The following is a 24,177-nucleotide window of genomic DNA, read 5'->3' on the forward strand; positions in this document are numbered from 1 at the left end:
TTGATATTTATCCTGCGCCTGTAACGGTACGTAAATAATTATGTCATAAATTTCAACGAAATGACCATTTTCGCCACCATTTGCGCTGGTGCGACCACCGCATAAAATTTACAATCCGCGCCGGATGAACGAAGAGGAATGCAGTGTGGAAAGGTTTGATGCCGTTATCGTTGGGGCTGGCGCGGCGGGGATGTTCTGTGCGGCAATCGCCGGACAGGCAGGTAGCCGGGTGCTGTTACTGGACAATGGTAAGAAACCCGGACGTAAAATTCTTATGTCTGGCGGCGGTCGCTGCAACTTTACTAACCTTTATGTCGAACCTGCGGCCTATCTGAGCCAGAACCCGCATTTTTGCAAATCTGCGCTGGCGCGCTATACCCAGTGGGATTTTATCGATCTGGTCGGCAAGCACGGTATTGCCTGGCATGAGAAGACACTGGGTCAACTTTTCTGCGATGACTCCGCGCAGCAGATTGTTGATCTGCTGGTGGCAGAATGCACAAAGGGAAATGTTACTACACGCCTGCGTAGCGAGGTGCTCGACGTCACTCATGACGACGCAGGCTATACGTTGCAGCTCAACGGCGAAAGCGTGGTAACAAACAAGCTGGTGATTGCCAGCGGTGGCCTGTCGATGCCCGGTCTGGGCGCATCGCCGTTTGGCTATAAGATTGCCGAACAGTTTGGCCTGAAGGTGCTACCCACGCGTGCGGGCTTGGTGCCGTTCACCCTGCATAAGCCGCTGCTGGAGCAGCTGTCGCTCCTCTCCGGCGTGTCGGTACCCGCAGTAATCACCGCAGAGGACGGGACGGTATTCCGTGAAAGCCTGCTCTTTACCCATCGTGGCCTCTCCGGCCCGGCGGTGCTGCAGATCTCCAGCTACTGGCAGTCCGGCGAGTTTGTCACCATCAACATGCTGCCGGAGTGCGATCTGGATGCGTTCCTTAACGACCAGCGCGCCGCCCACCCAAACCAGAGCCTGAAGAATACGCTGGCGATGCAGCTGCCGAAACGTCTCATTGAGTCCCTGCAGCAGCTTGGGCAGATCCCGGACGTGACCCTGAAGCAGCTCAACAGCCGCGAGCAGCAGACCCTGGTAGATAATCTCACGAGTTGGCGTGTGCAGCCCAACGGCACCGAGGGCTACCGCACGGCAGAGGTGACCCTCGGCGGCGTCGATACCCATGAGCTCTCCTCACGCACGATGGAAGCACGCAGCGTACCGGGACTCTACTTTATCGGCGAGGTGGTGGACGTGACTGGCTGGCTGGGGGGATATAACTTCCAGTGGGCATGGTCAAGCGCCTGGGCCTGTGCACAGGCGCTTGTAGAGGCCTAAGTCTGATATCAGAAAAGGGAAAAGGCCATCATTCAAGATTCGTATGAGATTAATATGCCCGCTGCCGATGCTTTGACAATAAACTCTGCTAGATCATCGTTGCTTATCCCAGGGCATAAAGACGTTAACTCGTGTTGAGTGAGTGCTCCATTTGAGAAATGCTTGATTATAGAAAAACCTTCGGAGTTGAACTTATGGACAATAAATTTATTGCTATCGAAAACAATATTTTCATCTTCTCTGAGAACCGTGTTTTTGTTCAAAATGTATCTTGTCATATCAACCTCAAAGTAAGTTATTTGCCAGTTTTTTATCAAATAGCCTAAACAAATCGCTTTCTATGCCACTCATAGCCGCTGTAAGAGCTTCATTGTAAAAATAAGTGGTTATGTATGGTTTTAGTGTATTTAAAGCCCATATGTTAATGTCTCTTTCCGTTTGCGGTTGTACTCTTTCTTGGGGACATACGCTCACTGCACCGAGAGCCTTATGGCCAATTTCATGCGCTAAAACCAAAAGTCGGCATGAAAGTGATAAATCATTGGCGATAATAATGGTGGAGGACTTTCCCGATATGAAGATCGAACCGCTACAGTGGATCTGTTCGCGTGCAGCTATCCATACGTTATCGATTCTGTATTTATCGATAAGAAATTTTTCAATAAATTGAATGCGCGTTAGTGCATATTGATTTCTCTTCGAAATATATATATCAATAGGGTTATCTATATCCAGACGCCCAATTGGCGCTGAGTATTCATTGAAACAAATCGTTTTGTCAGCCATAACAACAACTTTTTTATCGCTCAAATGAATTTCTTCATAGCCTCCATTATTGATTTCATATCCCGGAATAACTATTTTTCCGGTTTTAGCATAGCCGCTAATTTTACTCAACAATAGCTCTTTCTCTTGTTGCGTGACTTCGTTATATCCCCGGGCCTTTCCTTTGATTGTAGTAACCCAAAAATAAATCTTTATTTTTTCGACGTCGCTTTTCAAATAATAGTCGATAAGGGTAATGACATTATGCACGTTTTCATGGAAAACACAGATGGCTACCGTTATTAAAAACCCTAAAGACAGATAATATTTAATGTTTTTATCGATAATACCACCAACAAGTCGCTCAGGAGGTGTTGGAAGATGCGTGCATTTAATATCATCTATACTGACCTGCAGGTTTTTTATACCCGATGCAAGTAACTTTTGTAGTTTTTCAGGATTAGTATCTAATCCTGTAATACCAATTAATGGAACCATTTTACTGTCAATTATATACTGGATGATCTCATTGAAAGCGGGATGAAGCATAGGATCTCCGCCAGATATAATAAGCATCAGAATTTTGTTTTTTCTAAAGCTATCGATAACGCGTTTAATTTCTTGCAGTGATAACATGTTTTTATTAAGGCAACCGGCATCGACATAAAAACAGTGACCACACTGCAATTGACAAAAGTTTGTCAAATACAAGGAGGCGGAGAGTGGAGGGCTAGTATGCATTTTTCATCCTTATACCTACAAAATAGATAATCATAAATATAAACATGACAACTATGTGTAAGTAAAACATGACGATTGAAATGGTTATATTTTGATTAACAAAAAAGCCACTGATGGTCATACCTAATGAGGTTGCTAAACTTCTTAGTAAGAAACCAAAGGATAAAAGCGTTGTTCTATAGGGGTAGTCTAAAGGTATGGCATTATGTTGTTCAAAGCTGGTCATTGCAGGGAGGCTAATCCGGGCTAACTGATGAATAATAAAACCCACTATAAAGAAGGCAACAATGTAGCCAGATAAGAAAAATGACACCCCCCCAATAACCAAGGTTAATAAGAATAAAAAAGTAGAATCTAATTTACGTAACGTCACGTTTTTTGACTTTTGGAGCAGAGTCGAGATAAGCATTGATATAAATATAGATATGGCAAATAAGTATCCCAGGTTTACGCTGCTCCAGTGGTGTTCTGCCAGGAAAGGCTGATAAAAATTGAGGCTTGTGCGCATCACTACAAAGAGTAGGGTAGATATAATCATGGGAATGAAAAAATCAGGAAGAAAAAGAATCTCTTTGATTTCGGATAACTTCTTGTTATGTGGTATTTTTTTCGGCGAGGAGGTATTTACAACAATATCTTTACCAGGCCATAGAATCAATAGACAAATAATTGAAATTAAGGTTCCTGTGCCGAGAAATACGAGGTCCAGGATCATGGGGTAGGCGATGTTTTTTGCTGCCAGGTAGCCTCCCGCAATTGAAGCAAAGGCACTAACAAGAATACCAATTGAAGATGCTCTTTTTAATATGGGCTGATATCCATCTTCATTGTTGCTTTTAGAACTTGCATCATAAGCAATAGATTCTAAATTTCCGCTTGCTAAACTGCCTCCTACACTTAGAAGAATTGCTGAAGGAATCAAAACCATCCTTCCCGGGTATATAAGCAAAATTGTTAACCCTAAGAAATATATAACGCGTCCAATGAGGTAAGATTTGTTCCAGCCAACTCTGTCAGATACAACGCCTAACGGCACTTCAAGGAACATATTTAATATAAATATCGCTGAGATGAAATTAGAGTATTCCCACAGCGTAACGCTGACATATTTCAGGTAATACAATACGACCACCGGTGCTAAAAATGCCTCTAATGGCAAGAAAGAGTTGATAAGGATGAGATGTTTTATAAGAAGGAAACGCTTTTTACTTATCGTAAAAGAATCAAGTTTGTCACGCCCATGGATATTTTCCATATTATCCCTCAAATATATTTTTATTATATTGCATATATAAAATATGACACCCGTGTTCATGTACTTCATTAAACTTAGTGTTATTATTTTCAGGGTTTATTCTGCGCCATTTATTAAATAACTCATCATTCTTCCATATATCAATAATATCTCCTTTCTTCTCTATTTTTCTTTCAGTGCGATCTACGTCTGTCCATAAATCACAAGCTGACACTGTCAAATCATTATTTATTACCATCGTGCTGGTACCTGCCCCGCAACCCAACGTCATAGGATCATGTGTTATTACCGACGCGGGATTAAATGCCCCTAAAACGATGAGATCGGGAAATGCTCTATTAATATCACTTATCTCTTTTTTAATCGTAGAGATATGTTCTGTATTGAGCATAAGGTTTCTACTTTCTAATGCTCCACTGCCCAAAGGCATAAAAACAGAAAATTTAACTTTTCTTATGCCACTGGCATAGATAGATTGACAAAACCCAAAGATGCTATTGAAGTTTTTTTGGTTTAAGGTCATCGCAATTTCAGTGTTTGCGTTTTTATCGAGTAAACGTTTAACACCAGTCATTGCTTTATGAAATGAATTTGCTCCCCTAATTTCATCATTAATCTCAGCATTCATCCCTTCTATGCTGATTTGAAAATCATAGCAGCCCGCTGATAGAAGCGACTCGACCCTTTTTTTCGTAAGCAATGTTCCATTTGTTCCAATTTTAACATGAACCCCGCTCGCGGCTGTATGTCTGACAATGGCTTCTAAATCTTTCCTTATTAAAGGCTCGCCACCAAGAAAGTTAATATCTTTGACTCCAATCTCAGCGAGTTCATCGACTATGTTTAAAATCTGAGTAAGGCTGCCTTCTCCATGATAGGAAGACAAATAACAGTGCTTGCATCGGAGATTACACCTGCCGGTTATGTACCACTTAATAAACAGAGGTGTGTTTAGAGTAAGTAACGGAATCATAATGCTCCCACACTTTATCTCAATATTTAAGGCTACCCGGACAGGTAGCCTTATTTTCACAATATGACTTTAGAAGCCGCCACCTGCGTTAGAGGTGCTTGAGCTACTCATACACCCTGCAACAGGGATTGATTTGAAATCTGGTTTATTATTCATAATAACTCCTTGATTTAATCTCATATTGATTTTGCAAAACCACACGGTTGTTGTGGTTGCGTAGTTATAACTACTCCCATAAATTTTATTGTCAAACATTTCTAATGTGTTTTTTTATTATTTAAGATAACTATCTGATTAAATAAAGCTTTTATTTTAAATTCATCATTTAAATATATTTTTATTATATATTTGCTATGTAAATAAATTACACGAAAACGTAATAGCTAATTTGGATTGATAATATTTTAACAGACGGAGGAGTATGCTTTTTGTGGGCATGGTCAAGCGCCTGGGCCTGTGCACAGGCGCTTGTAGAACAAAACTAACCCGTTAGCCTTTATTCCAACAGGCTGCGGTGTAACGCTTTTACCGCGCTGTCTGCGGATCCCGCTGGCAGCAGGAAGCAGAGGCTGTGGTCAGAGGCCCCGTGGCAAATCATGCGCACGGCGTGCGTCTCTAGCTCGGCAAAGACCTCTTTGCATACCGCTGCCTCCTGAGAGAGCGCATTACCAATCAACGAGACGAGCGCCAGCCCGGTCTCGATCTCAACGTGGCAGTGCGACGACAGCTCGGTGAGCAGTGAGGTAGTCAACGTATCGGCCTCGCCTGACGTCGAACCGGTGGAGTTGAGGATCAGCGCGATGCTCGTCTCCGAGGTGGTCACCAGATCGAGCGCTACTTCGTGACGGGATAAAATCGCAAACGTCTCGGCTAAAAAGCGGTGTGCCGGCTGCGCATCCAGGCTGGATAACGTCAACAGCGTCTGCTGGCGGCGCATGGCCAGGGCGCGATAGCGCGACGGTTCCAGCACGTCACGGCGAACCAGCGTTCCGCCTGCGGACGCGTTATTGCTGGCCCCGACAAATACCGGAATGTTTTTGCGCATGGCAGGTAGCAGGGTAGCCGGGTGCAGCACTTTGGCACCAAAGGTCGCCATCTCTCTCGCTTCAGAGAACGAGAGGTTATCAATACGTTTTGCCTGGGGGACGATCCGGGGATCGGTAGTATAGATCCCGGCGACATCGGTCCAGATATCCACACGTGAGGCATGAAGCGCCTCTGCCAGTAGGGAAGCGGTGTAGTCGCTGCCGCCGCGCCCGAGGGTGGTCGTTTGTCCTGTCGCGTCGCTGCCTATAAAGCCCTGGGTTACCATCAGCGCCTGCTCAATACGCGGGCGTAAATGTTTTTCCGCCAGCTCGGCGATGGCGTCGATGGCCGGTACTGCGCAGCCAAACGTATCATCGGTACGAATGACTTTACGGGCATCAAACCACTGCGTTTCTACTTCACGTTCCCGCAAGACTTCCACAAACAGCAGGGAGGACATCAGCTCCCCATGGCTCACCAGCTCATCGCACAGCGTGGCTGAACGGGAATCGAGAGCCGTTTCGGCCAGGCGGCTGATATTGTCGAGGAGACGATCGATCTCCTGACCAATGGCGTCTGGCTGTTTCAGGCGTGAAATAATGTTGTATTGCAGGGCGCGCAGGGTGGCGATTTTGTCCAGCCGAACGTGGCTTTCCAGACCGGAAGCGAGTTCGACTAACAGGTTAGTTACGCCCGCAGAGGCAGACAGTACAACCAGACGAACGTTTTTATCAGCAAGGACAAGGGTGGCACTACGGCTCATCGCGTCAAAGTCAGCTACGCTGGTTCCGCCAAACTTGGCAACGATGATGTGTGGATAAGTGTGAGTCATAACAATCTCATATCAGGGCGCCATATCGATATGGCATGAAAATTTTCATTTCGGCATAAGGGAAGAGCGCTTCACCTTACGAAATGTCCGCCCGCGAACATTTCTACTTAAAACTCAGGAACCTGCTCTCATTACATCTCACAGGTTACCGGGGTGGGATCGCATAAATAGTTAAATAAGGTCTTCCTTATCGGTTTGGATTTTAACGGCGGGCATAGTAAGTGATTTAATCCATTGAATCGATATTTTCTTCAACGTTTATGTTAAACCGATGCTAAAACATTTCTTGTCATTGATTTTAAAGAATATTTACACAAAAGCCCACAAAAAATAAAAGATTGAGTCCGCTGCTGAAAACACATATATTAGCCGCGATTTTTTACCCCCCTTAAACCCTTATTCAATCGGTGTTTTAACGACGCCAGGTTGTAGGAGAGATATGATGACGGATAAAGTCCGTATTGATTCTTTGAGTGCTGATTCCTTACCGCAGAGCAATGAGACCTTTCTGGCCAGACAGGCCGAGTTTGAATCCAACGTCAGAAGTTATCCACGTAAGTTGCCGTTAGCGATTACCAAAGCGCAGGGCGTCTGGATCACCGATGCAGATAATAAACAATACCTTGACTGTCTTGCAGGCGCCGGAACGCTGGCGCTGGGCCATAATCATCCTGATGTGATCCAAAGCATCCAAAGCGTCCTTACCAGTGGCTTACCGTTACATACGCTTGACCTGACCACACCGTTAAAAGATGAGTTTTCTGCTTATCTGCTCTCGCTGCTGCCAGGTCAGGGCAAAGAGTACTGCCTGCAGTTCACCGGTCCTTCCGGCGCGGACGCCGTTGAAGCGGCGCTGAAGCTGGCGAAAAAAGTGACCGGACGTTCCGGCGTAATCAGCTTCTCCGGCGGTTATCACGGTATGACGCATGGCGCGCTCTCCGTAACCGGTAACCTGTCGCCAAAAGAAGCGGTTAACGGCATGATGCCGGAAGTGCAGTTTATGCCTTACCCGCATCAGTACCGTTGCCCGCTGGGCATCGGCGGCGAAGCCGGTGTGAAAGCGCTGACCTACTACTTCGAAAACCTGATCAACGACGTTGAGAGCGGCGTGCGTAAACCTGCTGCCGTGATCCTCGAAGCCGTACAGGGCGAAGGCGGCGTGAACCCGGCTCCAGCCGAGTGGCTGCAACGCATCCGTAAAGTGACTCAGGAACACGGTATTCTGCTGATCCTTGACGAAGTCCAGGCAGGCTTTGCCCGTACCGGCAAATTCTTTGCCTTCGAACACGCCGGTATCGAGCCGGACATCATCGTGATGTCGAAAGCGGTAGGCGGTGGTTTACCGCTGGCCGTGCTGGGCATTAAAAAGCAGTTCGACGCCTGGGCACCGGGCCACCATACCGGTACCTTCCGTGGCAACCAGCTGGCGATGGCCACCGGCCTCACCACGCTGAAGATCCTGAAAGAGGAAGGTGTTGCAGAGCAGGTCGCTGAAAAAGGCGAATGGCTGAAGGGCCAGCTGGCTGAGATGCAGAAGCGCTACCCGGTTATCGGTCACGTACGCGGTCTGGGCTTAATGATCGGGATTGAGATCGTTAAACCGCAGGAAGCGCAGGATCACATGGGCTGCCACCCGGCGGACGGCGATCTCTCTGCGCTGCTGCAGAAAAAATGCTTCGAAGCGGGTCTGATCCTCGAGCGCGGCGGCCGTGGCGGTTGCGTACTGCGTCTGCTGCCGTCCCTGCTGATCGACAAAAACGAGCTGGGGATCTTCCTCGATAAATTTGAAAACGCGCTGCTGAGCGCTGGCGTGAAGCCTGTTTAATCGGAGTTAATGAGCACATGTCTGATCTAAATCCGATTCTCTCTGGTTCCGCGCAGAGCATTGCCGCCTATCAGGAAGCGATTGAGCAGAGCACACAAGCCGTTGTGCAGTGGCTTAAGCAACCTGAGATGTACCAGGGCAAAACCGTTGCGGAACTCCGTGAGCGCATCAATTTAGAGTTTACTGCTCAGGGCCTGGGTAACCAGGCCGCCATTGAGCGCGCGGTGGAGTATTTCCTCAAGGACAGCCTCTCTGTACACCATCCGCAGTGTGTGGCGCATCTGCACTGCCCGAGCCTGGTGATTAGCCAGGCGGCGGAAGTGCTGATTAATGCCACCAACCAGAGCATGGACTCCTGGGACCAGAGCCCGTCGGCGACCATCATCGAGGTCAAGCTGATTGAGTGGCTGCGCGAGCAGGTCGGTTACACAGCGGGCGACGCCGGGGTCTTCACCAGCGGCGGTACGCAGAGCAACCTGATGGGCCTGATGTTGGCGCGCGATGCCTTTTTTGCTCGCCAGGGTCACTCCGTTCAGCTGCACGGCCTGACCGGTAATCTCAGCAAAATTAAAGTGTTATGTTCTGAAAACGCACACTTCTCTGTGCAGAAGAATATGGCGCTGATGGGGCTGGGTTACCAGGCCGTGACGCTGGTGAAAACCGATCAATTCTCGCGTATGGATCTCAACGATCTTAAAGAGAAGCTGGCGCAGGCGAAAGCCAACGGTGAGCAGGTGATGGCCATTGTCGCCACCGCCGGGACTACCGATGCGGGCGCGATCGATCCGTTAGCTGACATCGCCGCGCTGGCGGCTGAAGAGCAGATCTGGGTGCACGTGGATGCGGCCTGGGGCGGCGCGCTGCTGCTGTCTGAGAAGTATCGTCACTTCCTGAACGGTCTGGAACTCGCGGACTCCGTCACGCTGGACTTCCACAAGCAGTACTTCCAGACCATCAGCTGTGGCGCGTTCCTGCTGAAAGATGCGCGTCACTATCAGCTGATGCGCTATCAGGCGGCGTACCTGAACTCTGATTTCGACGAAGAGCAGGGCGTACCGAACCTGGTCTCTAAATCGCTGCAAACCACCCGCCGTTTCGATGCGCTGAAGCTGTGGATGGGCCTTGAAGCGCTGGGTAAAAAGCAGTATGCCGAAATCATTGATAATGGCGTAACCCTGGCACAGCAGGTGGCGCAGTTTGTAGCCGAGCAGCCGCAGCTGGAGCTGGTCATGCAGCCGCAGCTGGCTAGCGTACTGTTCCGTTTCCGCCCGGAAAACGGCGACACCGCAGGCGTTGCGTTGCTGAACCAGCGTATCGGCGATGCGTTGCTGGCCTCCGGGGCGGCGAACGTTGGCGTAACGGAAGCCGACGGCGTAACCTGCCTGAAGCTGACCCTGCTCAACCCGGTCGTTTGCCTGGAAGACGTAAAAGTTCTGCTGGCAAGTGTGATTGCCTGTGGGCAGCAGCTGCACAACGCCTGATTACATCAGACGTAAAAAAAGCCGACGGCAGTGGTGTTGTCGGCTTTTTTATTTCTACAGGTTATCTTTTATTCTTTTGATAAAACGATAGTACTCCTGCATCTCATAGAGCTTAAGTTTATTATTCATCGCTTCCCAGCCCGCATCGCTTAGTTGAGTCGAAGGCTGCCATGACTCCTCACTCCCTCTAATCTCTTCCAGCGTTTGTTGCGGGGTCAGGGCTGCATCCAGGTTCTTCGGCAGATCTTTAGGGGAGACGATAGTGACAGCGGCGAACCTGTAGTATTTATACGGCGTACTGTTTTTAGCGAGCGCTCGCCACCCATCCGCCTTATTAAAATCACTTTCCAGTTTGGAAAGATGCAGTGAAAACGCCAGGTACCAAATCTCGGTGTTGCCACAAAAATCAGTAATCTCAATATATTGATGATACCGGTTAAGCTGGATGGCATCCTCATCAGCTGTATCATTCTCACGGCTTGCCGCAGAAAAGTAGGGAAAGAGCGGCGTACCATAAAAAGAGACCCGGCCTTGATTGGCATATTTTTTCGGTGGGCTGTTCGTGGGGATGGATGCCCGTAGCTCAGGCCCGGTAGTGCTGATCCCAATGAACTCGCGCTTTTCAATATTTTCAAAAAGCTGCGCCCGGTAAATACCGCCGTTTATTGCGATAATGTTGATTTCATAATCGAAATCTATCGTACCAGACATTATTGAACTATAAATTTTGACCTGATGATTCGCATTGCCAAAACAGCATTTAAACTGGCTGTCTTTTGTCAGGAAAACATCATAGCTGCCGCGCGCGTTATAGCTAGCCAGTCGGGCACTAACCTTACTCTGCGCCAGCGACCGGGTTGCAACGAACAGTGAGACGATCGCCACTGCGGCTGAAACAAGGGGGATGATGTTCTCTTTTATAGATATGTCCATGTAGGGTTCCACCTGCCGTCCAAACAAAGAAAATTCCAGACATGTTGCCACATCTGGAATTAAATGCGTTCAGGTTCAGCAGTTAGAGCAAGCGGAGGCAGTCTTAGCTTCCGATCGGCCCGCCGTCAGCTTTCACAATCACCACCGTAGAGGAGCGCGGGCGACCGTTCGGATCGGCATCCGGCCAGTTTGATACCGCGCGCGGGTTTGCCGGGTCGGTGATGCCGTCGCCCACCTCGCCAGGGTGCTGGATATTGATAAATAGCGTTCGGTTATCCGGGGTAAAGGCGATGCCGGTGATCTCGCAGCCGCGTGGCCCGGTGAGGAAGCGGCGATACTCGTTGGTGCCCGGAATAGTCGCCACCATCTGATTGTTGCCCATATCGGCATACGCTTTCTGGTTGATGGTGCTGGAGGAGACGTCGGTCTGGATCCACAGCACGCCGCGATGATCGAACGAAAGGCCGTCGGGACTACCAAACGCGGCGCCCTGCATGGAGCCTTTGGCCTGCGCATCGTCGCTGTCGGTGCGGCCTGCCATCACCAGAATATCCCACTGGAAGCGTCCCGAGGCCGGATCGTTGTTCTCTTCCAGCCAGTGCATGATGTGACCAAACTGGTTGTTGGCGCGCGGGTTGGCGGCGTCGACCGGAGCCTTACCCTCTTTGCCGCGATCGCTGTTGTTGGTCAGGGTGCAGTAGACGCTGCCGGGGGTGTTCGGATCGACGGTGATCCACTCCGGGCGGTCCATCTTGGTCGCGCCCACGACGTCCGCCGCCAGACGGGTTTTGATCAGCAGATCGCCCTGATTTTCGAAGCCGTGGCTCTGATCGAGGCCGTTTTCGCCAAAGACCAGCGGAAGCCAGCTGCCGCTGCCGTCCTCGTTAAATTTCGCTACGTAGAGCGTGCCGGAGGTGAGCAGATCCATGCTGGAGCCGCGGTTGGCCGGATCGTACTTTTTGTCCGAGACGAACTTATAGATGTACTCAAACTTCTGGTCGTCGCCCATATAGACCACCACGCGGTTGTCCGCAGCGAGGGTGACCATCGCGCCTTCGTGCTTAAAGCGACCCAGCGCGGTGTGCTTGCGCGGCGTAGAGTCAGGATTGTAAGGGTCAATCTCTACGACCCAGCCAAAGCGATTCGGCTCGTTCGGGGTTTTATCCACGCTAAAGCGCTCGTCGACCTCGTTCCAGCGGTAGGAGTCGTCGCTGTCGGCGATGCCGTAGCGCTTCTCCAGCGCATTACGATCCGCCTTCTTGACAAAAATATCGGACCAGTTCTCTTCGCAGGTGAGGTAGGTTCCCCACGGCGTGTGGCCGTTGGCGCAGTTCTGCATCGTTCCCAATACCAGCTCGCCCTGTGGATCGGCGGCGGTTTTCATCAGCGGCTGATGGCGCGCCGGGCCGGTGAGCTGCATCGGGGTGTTAACGGTGATGCGGCGGGCGAACAAGGAGGGGCGCACCACCTGCCAATCGCTGCCGCGCTTCTGTACCTCGATAACCGAGATGCCCATTGCGTTCTGTCCCTTGCGGGCTTTGTCGAGGTTCCAGTTGGCGTCGCCATCCTTAAACAGCATTCCGTTATCGATGTACTCATGATTCATTGCCAGCAGGCCATGGTCAGGGCTGTCTCCGCCCTGCGGCAGGCTAAACCACGCCATACCGTCATGGTGCATGCCCGCCTGGGCCGCCTGCTCGTCGGTGGTGTTGCTGCCGTCGGTCTTGAATGCGGGCATCGCTTCCTTCAGACCCACCGGCTCGCCCCAGCGATAGAACGGCCGCGCGATATAGCCCTCCGGCACTATAACCGTATCTTCAGAGGAGACCGGGATGCTGGTGAACCCCAGCGAGACCGCCTTAGCCAGTGCAGAAGGACGGCCAACGGCAGCAAAGGCCGCCTCCGGTTTCACCAGCAGCGGGAAAGAGACCGCCGCGCCCGCCACTACGCCCATCTGTAACAGACGGCGGCGGGAAAGAAAGACGTTCGCCACGTCAGAAAATACCGGGTTGGCGCTGCGGTTACTGATCTCTTCGCTATGTTCTTTTTTGAATAGGGATTTTAACGGTCTGCTCACGACGGCGTCCTTTGGTTAACCAGAGAGTAAAGTGACGCCGTTAGACTAAGTAATCATTGTTACAATTTTATAACAGCTAGCGGGCAGCGCTGCGGTGCAGGATCAGCTCGGTGATCTCCGACGGGTGGCCCAGCCGCAGCGGGAAGCCGTTCCACAGGCCCGTGCCGTTGCTGACGTAGAGGGTCATATTGCCGACCTGATAGCGCCCGGAGACAAAGCCGTTGTTTGCCGGACCCACCAGCAGATCCAGCCCGCGGATCATTCCCCCGTGGGTGTGTCCAGAGAGCTGTAGCTTCACGTTGTGCTTCGCATTGTCGCGAGCCGAGCCAGGGCGGTGATCGAGCAGGATGATGCTGTCATCAGGGCGAACGCCTGCCAAAGCCTGCCCAAGATCCGGACCGGTCTCCTCAACGCGCTGGGCCGCCTCATCGTTGACGCCCGCCAGCACAATCGATTCATCGCCACGCGCAATGCGCACATGGCTATTTTGCAGAAAAGGGATCTTCAGCTGCTGGTAAATCTTCATCCACTCTACATAGTCAAAATAATACTCATGGTTGCCGGTGATGGCATAGAGACCGTTTTTGGCCTGTAGCCGGGAGAGCGGCTCGACGTCCTTAAAGCGGCGATCCACCGTGCCGTCGGACATATCTCCGGTTAGCACGATCAGATCAGGATTGAGCCGGTTGGCTTTCTCGACAACCTGCTCAACCCAGGCTTTCGGCAGCAGGCGGCTGGAGTGGATATCCGTCAGCTGGACAATCTTAAAGCCCTCAAAGGCCGGCGGCAGGTCGGGGAAATCCACCATGACGGTGCGCACCGCCGGGATCTCAATTGCCTGCTTTACGCCGATGCCCGACAGCACCAGGGCTATTACCATTAGCGCCACGCCGGATGCGGTTTGCGGCAGGCGCTTACGCAGCAGCCACTTTACCAACAGGCTGGCGACGTCGCGCACCAGCAGCAGCCCGGCAAACATGACGATCGAACCAAACAGCCAGCCTTGGGCAATCATCACCGGCTCGGGCCACTCGGGAGAGAACATACTGCCGAAGAACAGCTTGCCCAGCAGGTGAAATTCGCCTGCCACCAGCAGCACCAGCGCCAATCCTGCGCGTACCCACATTGGCAGCGACAGCGGCAGAATAAAGCGCGCTATCACGTACAGAGCGGGTATCAGCGTCCAGATAAAAAACATATTTGCTCCCTTAAACTCACCTGCTCCAGGTTACGACTGTAAATTCTTAAGCAACGCCTCATGGAAGCGCGCCGGATCTTCCATCTGCGGAGCGTGGCCCATGCCTTCAAATTCAACCAGGGTAGCATTCGGGATCTGCTTCGCGGCCTCTTTGCCCAGCACGTTATAGTTACCCACGGCTTTTTTCACCTCCGGCGACGCGGTATCGCTGCCTGGGGCGGTGGTATCCCCGGTCCCGATAAACAGCGTCGTTGGCACGCGTAGGTCTTTGAACTCATAGACTACCGGCTGGGTAGCGATCATGTCATAGAGCAGGGCGGAGTTCCACGCTACGCGCTCTTTACCCGGCCCGCTGCTCAGCCCGGCCAGCATATCCACCCACTTGTCATACTCCGGCTTCCAGTTGCCCATGTAGTAGGTCTTCTGCTCATAGGCTTTAATGCTCTGAGCGCTGGTTTTCAGCTCGCGCTGATACCACTCGTCGACGCTGCGGTAAGGTACGCCTTTGGCTTTCCAGTCCTCGAGGCCGATGGGGTTGACCATCACCAGCTTCTCGGTCTGCTGCGGGTACATCAGGGCATAGCGCGTGGCCAGCATCCCACCGGTGGAGTGACCCACGATGATCGCTTTTTCAATCCCCAGCGAAGCCAGTAGCTGATGGGTATTGTGCGCCAGCTGCTGGAAGCTGTACTGATAGCTGGCAGGCTTGGTAGAGGTGCAGAAGCCAATCTGATCCGGGGCGACGACGCGGTAGCCGGCATCGTGCAGGGCACGGATCGTCTCCTCCCAGGTGGCGGCGCAGAAGTTTTTGCCGTGCAGCAGCACGACCGTATGGCCGTTGGGCTTATCCGCCTGAAGATCCATATAGCCCATGCTGAGCGGCTGTTTTTGCGACTGAAACTCAAACTTTTTCAGCTCCCACGGGTAGCTAAAACCTTCCAGGTGTTCACCGTACTCTGCTGCCGTTGCCGCACCGCTGAGGAGCAGGGTGGCCAGCACGCAGCATGAGGTTCGCTTAAACATAACTTTTCTCCACGCTGCGTTTATACAATATCGTCCACGACACCGCCGTCAACGCGCAGGGCTGCGCCGGAGGTCGCTGAGGCCTGGGTTGAGCAGACGTAGACCACCATATTGGCGACCTCATCCACCGTGGCGGCACGCTGGATCACCGAGGTAGGGCGGTTGGCTTTTACAAACTCGGTGGCCACCGTCTCCAGCGACTTGCCAGTTTTGTCTATCTCGCTCTGCATCATGGCGGCAAAGCCGTCGGAGAGGGTCGGACCTGGCAGCACGCTGTTGACCGTCACGCCGCTACCCGCTACGTATTTTGCCAGCCCGCGGGCCAGTGAGAGCTGTGCCGTTTTGGTCACGCCGTAGTGGATCATATCTGCCGGGATATTAAGAGCCGATTCAGAAGAGATAAAGACTACCCGGCCCCAGCCCTTCTTCACCATACCCGGCAGCAGGGCGCGGGCCAGACGAACGCCGGACATGACGTTGGTCTGCCAGTATTTATCCCAGGTAGCGTCGTCGGTGGCGTTAAAGTCGGACGGGCCATAGATGCCCGCATTGTTGACCAGAATATCTACGGACGATGCGGTTTTCAGTACCGATTCAACGCCCTCGGCGGTGCTGAGATCGGCGATGGTGGCACGTACTTCAACGCCAGGCACCGCCTGCTGTAGCTGCTGAATGCCCTGGTTGACGCTCTCCTGGCTGCGACCGTTGAGGATCACTTCCGCGCCGCTCTCAGCCAGACCGCGTGCAATCGCCAAACCAATCCCGCCGGTAGAGGCCGTCACCAGCGCAACTTTTCCCGTCAAATCAATTTTCATCGTCCGCTCCCGTAGATGTCATGAGTGAACGTTAAGCATAGACGCTACTTTGCGGAGGTTAAGAGTTTCAGTAGCGTCTTAACCTGTTCATCCAGGGGCATTAAGTCTTTTTTTACAATCAGGTGCAGCGGTGTGGCGCGGCGCACGCCGTGGCTGAGGGGCAGCGTTTTTAAGATGCCAGCGTCCAGCTGCTCGCGGATCCGCTCTTCCGGTAGCCAGCCGTATCCCACCTGGTACATCACCGCTTCAATAGCGGCATCAATGGTAGAAAAGGTCCATGCTTCGCTGGTGGACTGCTGGGCACTGTCACTCTCGGTGATACGGATCAGCGGCCAGGCCGACAGGCTTTCGTCGTTCATGGAACTCAATGCAAAAAGCGGATGATCGCGATGGGCCACGGCGATGAAATCAACGTTCATCAGCCACTCCCCGCGTCCGGTCATATCCTGACGGCGCGGCAGGATCATAACGTCAGCTTCAGTGTGCGCCGGTAGGGCAACGTTTTCCAGGGCCTCGGTGAGGTGCACCTGCGTCTGGGGATAGCGCTGCTGAAACTGGCGCAAAATAGCGAACAGATGGCGGCGGGGAAAGATGCTGTCGACCACCAGATCAAGGCGGGTACGCATACCGTTACGCATTGTAGATGCGCGCGTTTCGACATAGGCAAACGCCTTCAGCAGGGGCTTAACCTGCTTTAGCAGCAGCTCCCCGGCAGGGGTAAGTACGGCTCTGCGTCCTTCAGGTACCAGCAGGGCCACGCCCAAACGCTCCTGCAAGAGTGCCAGGTTGTAGCTGACCGAGGACTGACTGCGATGCGTCTCTTCGGCGGCTTTGGCAAAGCTGCCCAGCTCAATGACTTTTTCCAGCAGTGACCACTGCTAAAGGGTTGTCTTGTGCATAAACCATCTAAAAAGTTGATGAATATTATCCAAACATAGCGTTATTAATTCATAATTTGCAGCAGTACGCTACCTCTATCACATAAAGGAGGTAACAAATGAGCAGCTTTGATAAACACGATCTGAGTGGTTTTGTCGGTAAACACCTGGTTTACACCTACGACAACGGCTGGAATTACGAGATCTATGTGAAAAACGATACCACGCTGGACTACCGTATCCACAGCGGGATTGTCGGCAATCGCTGGGTGAAAGATCAACACGCCTATATTGTGCGGGTGGGGGAAAGCATCTACAAAATTTCATGGACCGAGCCGACCGGGACCGACGTTAGTCTGATTGTTAACCTCGGCGACAGGCTGTTTCACGGCACTATCTTCTTCCCGCGCTGGGTAATAAACAACCCGGAAAAAACGGTCTGCTTCCAGAACGATCACATTCCTCTAATGGAATCTTACCGCGAGGCAGGTCCTGCCTATCCAACGGAAGTGATTGATGAGTTCGCGACCATCACCTTTGTGCGCGACTGCGGCGCAAATAACGATAGCGTCATTAACTGTGCGGCCAGCGAGCTGCCAGAGAACTTCCCGGAAAACCTGAAATAAGCTAACCGGGAGCAGGCAGCTGCTGGCGTTCACGCACTACCCCGGCAATCGACTTTTTGGCCGTCCTGGACCAAGCAGGATGGCCAGCTTGCTGCCGCCTTTGGTGGTCTCCATCCAAATTTTGCACACGCTGGTGAGCGGTACCGAGAGCAGCATGCCCACCGGCCCCAGCAGCCATCCCCAGACCAGCAGCGAGAGGAACACCACCAGCGTTGACATCCCCAGCCGATGACCCATCATGCGCGGCTCAAGGATGTTGCCCAGCAGCATATGCACCACCAGGAAGAGTGCGCCGACCATGAAAAACTCATAGTAGCCGTTGAACAGCAGCGCCTGGATCATCGGAGGGATTGCCGACAGCACGGAGCCGATATTGGGCACATAGTTCAGCAGAAACGCCAGCACGCCCCACATCAGGGCGAACTGCACATCCAGCAGCATCAGCCCCAGCCAGATAATCACCCCGGTCCACAGGCTGATAAGCGTCTTGAGCGCCAGATAGTGCGACACCCCTTTCAATGCCCGGTGCAGGCCCGCGATATGGATCTGCGGATTATTCAGCGCGAAGCGCAGCTTGTAGGGTACGTGGCGAACCTCAAACAGCATAAATACTACCGTCATCACCAGCAGAACAATGCTGGCCATCGCGTTAGAGAGCTGTGCCATTAGCGTAGTGGCGAAGGTCATCATCTTATCGGAGTCCATGCGCTGCAACATGCGCTCCGGCGAGATATGCAGATTCAAAAAGGGCAGCGCCTGCTGTAAGGCGACAATTTTGCGCGTTAGCTCCCGGTTATATTTGGGTAGCAGATTAATAAAATCGGTTGTCGAGGCGGCGAGCACGCCAAACAGGGCGGTAAGCACGATCAGCATCACTACCACAACAATCGTAATGGCGATAGGGCGCTTAATACCGCGGCGTAAAAACCAGGTGACCAGAGGATTAAGGACGATGGCAAAGAAGAGCGCCAGCAGAAGCTGGACGATAATATCCGCCGCCGCATGGATGCCTGCCAGAATAATGACCAGCGCGGCCATTTTGACAAGGATGTGCAGTCCTGCTTTATCACCGGATTTTTCAGGCAATACGTTGAGCATGTTGAATTCCTTTTATCGCTGTGCTTGTTAAGTGTAGTGCCTTGTTTGGGCTTCGTTTAAGGCCGATAATCTTATTGTTAATGCTGATTTTCACGCCTCGTCGTGTTAATAGTGAAACACTCCTGTAAAGAACCGTTGTAAAACTGGTGAGCTTCATGCCTGAACCCGTCGCCGACCCGGCGCTAAGTGGACTGCGCCTTAACCTGCGCATTATCTCCGTAGTGATCTTTAACTTTGCAAGCTATCTCACCATTGGTCTGCCGCTGGCTGTACTGCCGGGCTATGTCCACGACGTCATGGGCTATAGCGCCTTCTGGGCGGGACTGGTGATTAGCCTGCAATATTTCGCCACGCTCCTGAGCCGCCCCCATGCCGGGCGCTATGCCGATGCACTGGGACCGAAAAAGATCGTGCTCTTTGGCCTGTGCGGCTGCTTTCTCAGCGGCGTGGGCTACCTGCTGGCCAGTCTTGGCAGCGGCTGGCCTGGCGTCTGCCTTGTTCTGCTTTGCGTAGGCAGGGTGATCCTCGGCATCGGCCAGAGCTTTGCGGGCACCGGCTCGACGCTCTGGGGGGTAGGTACGGTGGGGTCGCTGCACATCGGCAAGGTAATCTCCTGGAACGGCATCGCCTCCTATGGGGCAATGGCGCTCGGTGCACCGCTGGGCGTGCTCTGCTTTCACTATGTTGGCCTGACCGGGCTGGCGCTCACCATTATGGCCGTGGCGCTGGTGGCATTTCTCTTTGCCCTGACCCGTCCGGCGGTAAAGGTAAGCAAAGGCAAGCCGCTGCCGTTTCGCGACGTGCTGGGGCGCATCTGGCTCTATGGGATGGCGCTGGCGCTCGGCTCCGCCGGGTTTGGCGTCATCGCCACCTTTATTACGCTTTTCTACGATGCTAAAGGCTGGGACGGTGCGGCCTTTGCTCTGACCCTCTTTAGCTGCGCCTTTATCGGCACGCGGCTCTTCTTCCCTAACGGCATCAGCCGGTTAGGCGGCCTGAACGTGGCGTTGATCTGCTTTGCGGTCGAGACGCTGGGGTTAATACTTACCGGCCTCGCCTCTGCACCGTGGATGGCGAAAGTGGGCGTACTGCTGGCGGGGGCGGGCTTCTCGCTGGTCTTCCCGGCGCTTGGCGTGGTGGCGGTCAAAGCGGTGCCACAGCAGAACCAGGGCGCGGCGCTGGCGACCTATACGGTGTTTATGGATCTGGCTCTCGGCGTGACCGGGCCAGCGGCCGGGCTGCTGATGGCATGGATGGGCGTCTCGTCAATCTATATCGCGGCGGCGGGGCTGGTGGCGGTGGCATTACTTCTGACGCTGAAGTTAAAAAAACGGCCTCCGCTGGAGTCCGTTTCAGAGTCGTAGGCCCGGCAAGCGGCGTGCCGCCGGGCGTTATACTGGCAGTCAGTTAATGACGATGGTGTTGATAATGTTCTCTGCCGCGCTCTGCGCCTGCTGCTGGTTTTCCGCCGGCAGCGTAACCTGAATGGTCAGCAGCTTATTATCAACCTTGCCCAGCACCACGGAGGACCATGCGGTCTGGCCCTTCGCGGAGATGATGCTGTCCAGCTGCTGTAGCGTGTGGCCTTTGACCTCGATGGATTTATTCGTCACCACCTGCAGCTGCGGATCGCGGCTGCGCTGCTGATCTTCCAGGCGTTTCGCCAGCACCGGCAGCTCTTCATTGGTGTTATCCCCGACGATAACAATCACCGCTTTCTGGCCGGTAGCATCGGAGTAAACGTGCATATTGTTCGCCTGGGTACCCAGCTTGCCGCTCTGATCGCTCATGTCAGCAGGCAGGGAGAAGGTCACCTTACCGTCCAGCAGGGTCACCGGTTGGCCGGTCGCATTGCTCTCCGGCGCTGCGCCCTGAGCAGGCGTTTTCGTGTCACTGTTATCACAGGCCGCCAGCCCTAACACCAGCAGGCCAATCCCGACGTACTTAACCAGATTGCGCATTGACTTCTTCCTTTCGATAAACGGCCAAAACGGCTCATAGGCCCATCTTATCACAAGTTAGGAAGCGTACCTTTAACTGGCCGGCACCGCGGAAATTTCAGATTTATCCGCCAGCCTTTTCAGGCACATATTGAGTAATACGCCATACATCGGCAGGAAGAACAGGATGCTGATGAGCACCTTGAAGCTGTAGTCCACCAGCGCGATTTCGGTCCAGTGCTGGGCCATAAACGCATCCGGGCTACGCCAGAAGGCGATAAAGAAGAAGGCGATAGTATCGCTGGCGTTACCGAATAGGGTGGAGACGGTTGGTGCGAGCCACCAGCGACGATTCTGCCGCAGACGGTTGAAGACGCGAACGTCGAGGATCTGCCCCAGCGTGTAGGCCATAAAGCTCGCAGCGGCGATGCGGGCAACAAACAGGTTAAAATGTGCCAGTGCGCCAAAGCCCTGCCAGCTGCCCATATAAAACAGCGACGAGACGATATAGGAGATAATCAGCGCCGGGATCATGACGGCAAAGATGATCCGCCGGGCGAGCGGTGCGCCAAAAATACGCACGGTCAGGTCGGTGGCGAGGAAGATAAACGGAAAGCTAAACGCGCCCCAGGTGGTATGGAAACCAAACACTGAGATCGGCAGCTGCACCAGATAGTTGCTGGAGGTGATCACCAGCAGGTGAAAAAGCGATAGCCAGAACAGCGCCTTCGTGCGCTGAGATTGAGAGAACTGCGTCATATTGTGACCTTTTTATAAGTTGGGGTGAGGGAACCCAATTTGAATCTGTTATTGCCTTGCTGGGCAAAGTTTGAACCGCCGCATCATACTGCTTTCACTACGCTTTGCAATGGTTAATAGTCACGCAATCGTTAACCTGGTTTGCTTTGTGATAATCGCGGCGTAAACTACAGCGGTTTTTGAATGAATGAGCTAAAAATGACCGATCTCTTCTCTACTCCAGACCATACCCTTGATGCGCAGGGGCTGCGCTGCCCGGAGCCCGTGATGATGGTGCGTAAAACTGTACGCACCATGCAAATCGGGGAAACGTTGCTGATTATTGCCGACGATCCCGCTACAACGCGTGATATTCCTGGCTTTTGCCGCTTTATGGAGCACGAGCTGGTGGCCCAGCAGGTTGAAGCGCTGCCCTACCGCTATCTGTTACGTAAAGGGCAGTAATAACGGCCCGGTGGCGCTACCCTTACCGGGCCTACACATCGCGCCGAGCGCATTGTAGGCGGGGCAAACGCAGTGCCGCCCGGCGTTTAGTTTACTCGGCCAGAAAGACCTCGACGCCAAAGGCGGGCAGCGTGTACTGCTGCTCCTGTCGTTCTCCGGTATTGAGCAACGCCTCAAGCGGCCCGGCCTCCTGGGCCAGCTCCAGCGTCACGGCACAATCGCTAAAGTTCTGCACAAAGATATACCGCTTGCCATCCTGCTCTCTGACGGTGGCGACTGTTCCAGGCGGTAAACGCAGGGTCGTGCAGGCAGACAGCCCGTGCCGGTCTGCGATCAGCTGGTAGAAGTCCGTCAGAAAATCGCTTCCGGTTCTGGCCGCGACGTAGTACGCCTCGCCTTTACCATAGCGGTTGCGGGTTACGGCTGGCCTGCCCTGGTAGAAGTCCCGCTGATAAACGCCCAGCACCTCTGCCCCTTCGGTATGGATCAGATCGCATAGCTCAAGGCAGGTATAGTCGCGGGTCGCTTTATCCCACGATGCAGCCGTCATCTGGATCTGGTTCGTTTCCCCGTCGTACAGGCTGTCGATCTCTTCTGACCAGATGCCTAAAACCTCCCGCAGCGGGCCAGGGAAGCCGGTGGTGTAACAGAGATCGTCCTCGTTAACGATCCCTGACCAGTAGGTGGCAATAAAAATGCCGCCTGCGGCAACGAACTGGTTCACCCGGTCGGCAAACGCCTCGTTTACCATATAGAGCATAGGTGCAACGACGACGCGGTACCGGCTAATATCGGCGCGCTGGGAGACAATATCGACCTGAATGTTTTGCTGCCATAGCGCCTGGTAGTGCTTATGCACGGTCTCTTCGAATTTGATGCCGCAGTTGCGTGGCCCTGCCGAATCGTTCACCGCCCAGCGGTTATCCCAGTCGTAAACAATCGCTACCTCGGCCCGATAATCGCTCCCTGCCGCATAGGCCAGCTTCTCCAGCGCAGCGCCAACCTGTTTGACATCCTGCCCCACCCGCGTGTTGAGGTGCCCAACATGATCGACCACCGCACCATGCAGCTTCTCGCTGGAGCCGCGGCTTTTACGCCACTGAAAATACTGCACCGAACCAGAGCCATGCGCCACCGCCTGCAGGGCCGAAAGCAGGTGCATCCCCGGTTTTTTCAGCTTGCTGATCGGCTGCCAGTTGGTGGTACCCGGCGTCGACTCCATCAGCAAAAACGGCAGGCCGGGCTTCAGGCTTCTCATCAGGTCAAACGTAAAGGCAGTATAGGAGGCGAGCGCCTGCTGATCCCGGGTCTGATGCCACTCCGGGTAGCTGTCCCAGGAGATAAAATCGATCTCCTGCGCCAGGCGCCAGTAATCGTAATCATAAAACGCGCCGTGAAAATTTGTTGTCGCTGGCAGCGCCGGATTAAAGGGTTTTACCGTTTCTATCTCATGGCGGCAGAATAGCGCCACCTGCTCAGTGACGAAGCGCCGCCAGTCAAGGTTCAGGGCATGAACCGACTGCTCCCCCAGCGGCCCAGGGGAGTGGATCTGACTCCAGCTGGTATATTGGTGGCTCCAGAAGGTGCTCCACCAGCGCTGGTTCAGGTTCTCTAAGCTCTGATATTTCTCCTTCAGCCAGCTGCGAAAGTTTTCCTGGCAGATCTCGCAGTGGCACTCCCCGCCATATTCATTGGAGATATGCCAGGCCAGCACCGCCGGATGATTGGCATAGCGCCTGGCCAGCTGCGCGTTTATCTTTCCCGTCAGACGGAGATAGGCGGGAGAGGAGTAGCAGTGATTATGCCGCTCGCCGTGCAGATTCCGGGTGCGATCGCTATTGGTTCTTAACACCTCTGGATATTTTTCCGATACCCACGCTGGCCTTGCTCCGCTGGGCGTCGCCAGAAAAACAGAGATGCCGTTGGCATAAAGCTTATCGAGCACGTTATCCAGCCAGCCAAACTGGTAGTGGCCCTCTTCAGGCTCCAGGCTTGACCAGCTAAATATGCCGACCGACATGACGTTGCACCGGGCCTCTTTCATCATCGCAATGTCCTGCTCGATAATGCCTGGCTGATGCAACCACTGATCGGGGTTGTAATCGGCACCGTGTAAAAAACCCAGTGCTGGAAATAAGTTGCGCATGAC

Annotated in this window: 20 protein-coding genes; 6 read left to right on the forward strand and 14 right to left on the reverse strand. The window is 53.0% G+C overall.

The window, feature by feature from the left end:
• Window positions 1-145 precede the first annotated feature (145 nt).
• Entirely contained in the window at window positions 146-1,339 is a 1,194-nt protein-coding gene (locus RTM13_RS09555) for an NAD(P)/FAD-dependent oxidoreductase (protein ID WP_312211814.1), read from the forward strand.
• Window positions 1,340-1,624: 285 nt separating this feature from the next.
• On the opposite strand, the gene RTM13_RS09560 is transcribed toward RTM13_RS09555, so the two are convergent.
• The 4 genes from RTM13_RS09560 to lysC all read right to left on the reverse strand — a co-directional run bounded on the left by RTM13_RS09560 (window position 1,625) and on the right by lysC (window position 6,931).
• A complete protein-coding gene (locus RTM13_RS09560) occupies window positions 1,625-2,845 on the reverse strand; it encodes a radical SAM protein (RefSeq protein ID WP_312211815.1) in 1,221 nt (406 codons plus the stop codon).
• Window positions 2,835-4,100, reverse strand: a complete 1,266-nt coding sequence (locus RTM13_RS09565; protein WP_312211816.1) for an MFS transporter — start codon at window positions 4,098-4,100, stop codon at window positions 2,835-2,837. The genes RTM13_RS09560 and RTM13_RS09565 overlap by 11 nt, the downstream gene beginning before the upstream one ends.
• A 1-nt stretch (window position 4,101) precedes the next feature.
• A complete protein-coding gene (locus RTM13_RS09570) occupies window positions 4,102-5,073 on the reverse strand; it encodes a radical SAM protein (RefSeq protein WP_312211817.1) in 972 nt (323 codons plus the stop codon).
• Between the two features lie 496 nt (window positions 5,074-5,569).
• On the reverse strand, window positions 5,570-6,931 hold the full coding sequence (lysC, locus tag RTM13_RS09575) for a lysine-sensitive aspartokinase 3 (protein ID WP_312211818.1): 1,362 nt from the start codon (window positions 6,929-6,931) through the stop codon (window positions 5,570-5,572).
• Between the two features lie 439 nt (window positions 6,932-7,370).
• Between lysC and RTM13_RS09580 the strand changes: the two genes are divergently transcribed.
• Together RTM13_RS09580 and RTM13_RS09585 are read left to right on the forward strand one after the other, a co-directional pair.
• Entirely contained in the window at window positions 7,371-8,756 is a 1,386-nt protein-coding gene (locus RTM13_RS09580; protein ID WP_312211819.1) for a diaminobutyrate--2-oxoglutarate transaminase, read from the forward strand.
• Between the two features lie 17 nt (window positions 8,757-8,773).
• On the forward strand, window positions 8,774-10,237 hold the full coding sequence (locus tag RTM13_RS09585; protein ID WP_312211820.1) for an aspartate aminotransferase family protein: 1,464 nt from the start codon (window positions 8,774-8,776) through the stop codon (window positions 10,235-10,237).
• A gap of 54 nt (window positions 10,238-10,291) precedes the next feature.
• Here RTM13_RS09585 and RTM13_RS09590 read toward each other — a convergent pair whose 3' ends face one another.
• The 6 genes from RTM13_RS09590 to RTM13_RS09615 form a co-directional block, all read right to left on the reverse strand.
• Entirely contained in the window at window positions 10,292-11,170 is an 879-nt protein-coding gene (locus RTM13_RS09590; RefSeq protein WP_312211821.1) for a hypothetical protein, read from the reverse strand.
• Between the two features lie 103 nt (window positions 11,171-11,273).
• The gene (locus tag RTM13_RS09595) at window positions 11,274-13,247 is read right to left on the reverse strand and encodes a PhoX family phosphatase (protein WP_312211822.1); all 1,974 of its coding nucleotides are present in this window, start codon (window positions 13,245-13,247) and stop codon (window positions 11,274-11,276) included.
• A gap of 76 nt (window positions 13,248-13,323) precedes the next feature.
• A complete protein-coding gene (locus RTM13_RS09600; protein WP_312211823.1) occupies window positions 13,324-14,445 on the reverse strand; it encodes a metallophosphoesterase in 1,122 nt (373 codons plus the stop codon).
• Between the two features lie 30 nt (window positions 14,446-14,475).
• Window positions 14,476-15,468 (reverse strand): alpha/beta hydrolase, encoded by a 993-nt coding sequence (locus tag RTM13_RS09605; RefSeq protein WP_312211824.1) that lies wholly within the window; start codon window positions 15,466-15,468, stop codon window positions 14,476-14,478.
• A gap of 20 nt (window positions 15,469-15,488) precedes the next feature.
• Entirely contained in the window at window positions 15,489-16,283 is a 795-nt protein-coding gene (locus RTM13_RS09610; RefSeq protein WP_312211825.1) for an SDR family oxidoreductase, read from the reverse strand.
• A gap of 44 nt (window positions 16,284-16,327) precedes the next feature.
• Window positions 16,328-17,152 (reverse strand): LysR family transcriptional regulator, encoded by an 825-nt coding sequence (locus RTM13_RS09615; protein WP_312211934.1) that lies wholly within the window; start codon window positions 17,150-17,152, stop codon window positions 16,328-16,330.
• 128 nt (window positions 17,153-17,280) lie between these two features.
• Here RTM13_RS09615 and RTM13_RS09620 point away from each other — a divergent pair, with 128 nt between their 5' ends.
• Window positions 17,281-17,787 (forward strand): phenolic acid decarboxylase, encoded by a 507-nt coding sequence (locus tag RTM13_RS09620; RefSeq protein ID WP_312211826.1) that lies wholly within the window; start codon window positions 17,281-17,283, stop codon window positions 17,785-17,787.
• 36 nt (window positions 17,788-17,823) lie between these two features.
• Here the strand turns inward: RTM13_RS09620 and RTM13_RS09625 are convergent, their stop codons facing one another.
• Window positions 17,824-18,885 (reverse strand): AI-2E family transporter, encoded by a 1,062-nt coding sequence (locus RTM13_RS09625; protein WP_312211827.1) that lies wholly within the window; start codon window positions 18,883-18,885, stop codon window positions 17,824-17,826.
• Between the two features lie 155 nt (window positions 18,886-19,040).
• Between RTM13_RS09625 and RTM13_RS09630 the strand changes: the two genes are divergently transcribed.
• Complete coding sequence (locus RTM13_RS09630) at window positions 19,041-20,249, forward strand: MFS transporter (protein WP_312211828.1); 1,209 nt, start codon at window positions 19,041-19,043, stop codon at window positions 20,247-20,249.
• Window positions 20,250-20,288: 39 nt separating this feature from the next.
• On the opposite strand, the gene RTM13_RS09635 is transcribed toward RTM13_RS09630, so the two are convergent.
• Together RTM13_RS09635 and RTM13_RS09640 are read right to left on the reverse strand one after the other, a co-directional pair.
• Window positions 20,289-20,846: a DcrB family lipoprotein gene (locus RTM13_RS09635; protein WP_312211829.1), complete on the reverse strand. Its 558-nt coding sequence runs from the start codon at window positions 20,844-20,846 to the stop codon at window positions 20,289-20,291.
• A 72-nt stretch (window positions 20,847-20,918) separates the two neighbouring features.
• Window positions 20,919-21,584, reverse strand: coding sequence for a 7-cyano-7-deazaguanine/7-aminomethyl-7-deazaguanine transporter (locus tag RTM13_RS09640; protein WP_312211830.1), 666 nt, complete (start codon window positions 21,582-21,584; stop codon window positions 20,919-20,921).
• 198 nt (window positions 21,585-21,782) lie between these two features.
• Here RTM13_RS09640 and tusA point away from each other — a divergent pair, with 198 nt between their 5' ends.
• Window positions 21,783-22,028 (forward strand): sulfurtransferase TusA, encoded by a 246-nt coding sequence (gene tusA / locus RTM13_RS09645; RefSeq protein WP_312211935.1) that lies wholly within the window; start codon window positions 21,783-21,785, stop codon window positions 22,026-22,028.
• Window positions 22,029-22,119: 91 nt separating this feature from the next.
• Here tusA and RTM13_RS09650 read toward each other — a convergent pair whose 3' ends face one another.
• Window positions 22,120-24,174: a beta-galactosidase gene (locus tag RTM13_RS09650; protein ID WP_312211831.1), complete on the reverse strand. Its 2,055-nt coding sequence runs from the start codon at window positions 24,172-24,174 to the stop codon at window positions 22,120-22,122.
• Window positions 24,175-24,177: the final 3 nt, after the last annotated feature.

Origin of the sequence: Pseudescherichia sp., assembly GCF_031979925.1 — a bacterium.
Classification (GTDB): domain Bacteria; phylum Pseudomonadota; class Gammaproteobacteria; order Enterobacterales; family Enterobacteriaceae; genus Pseudescherichia.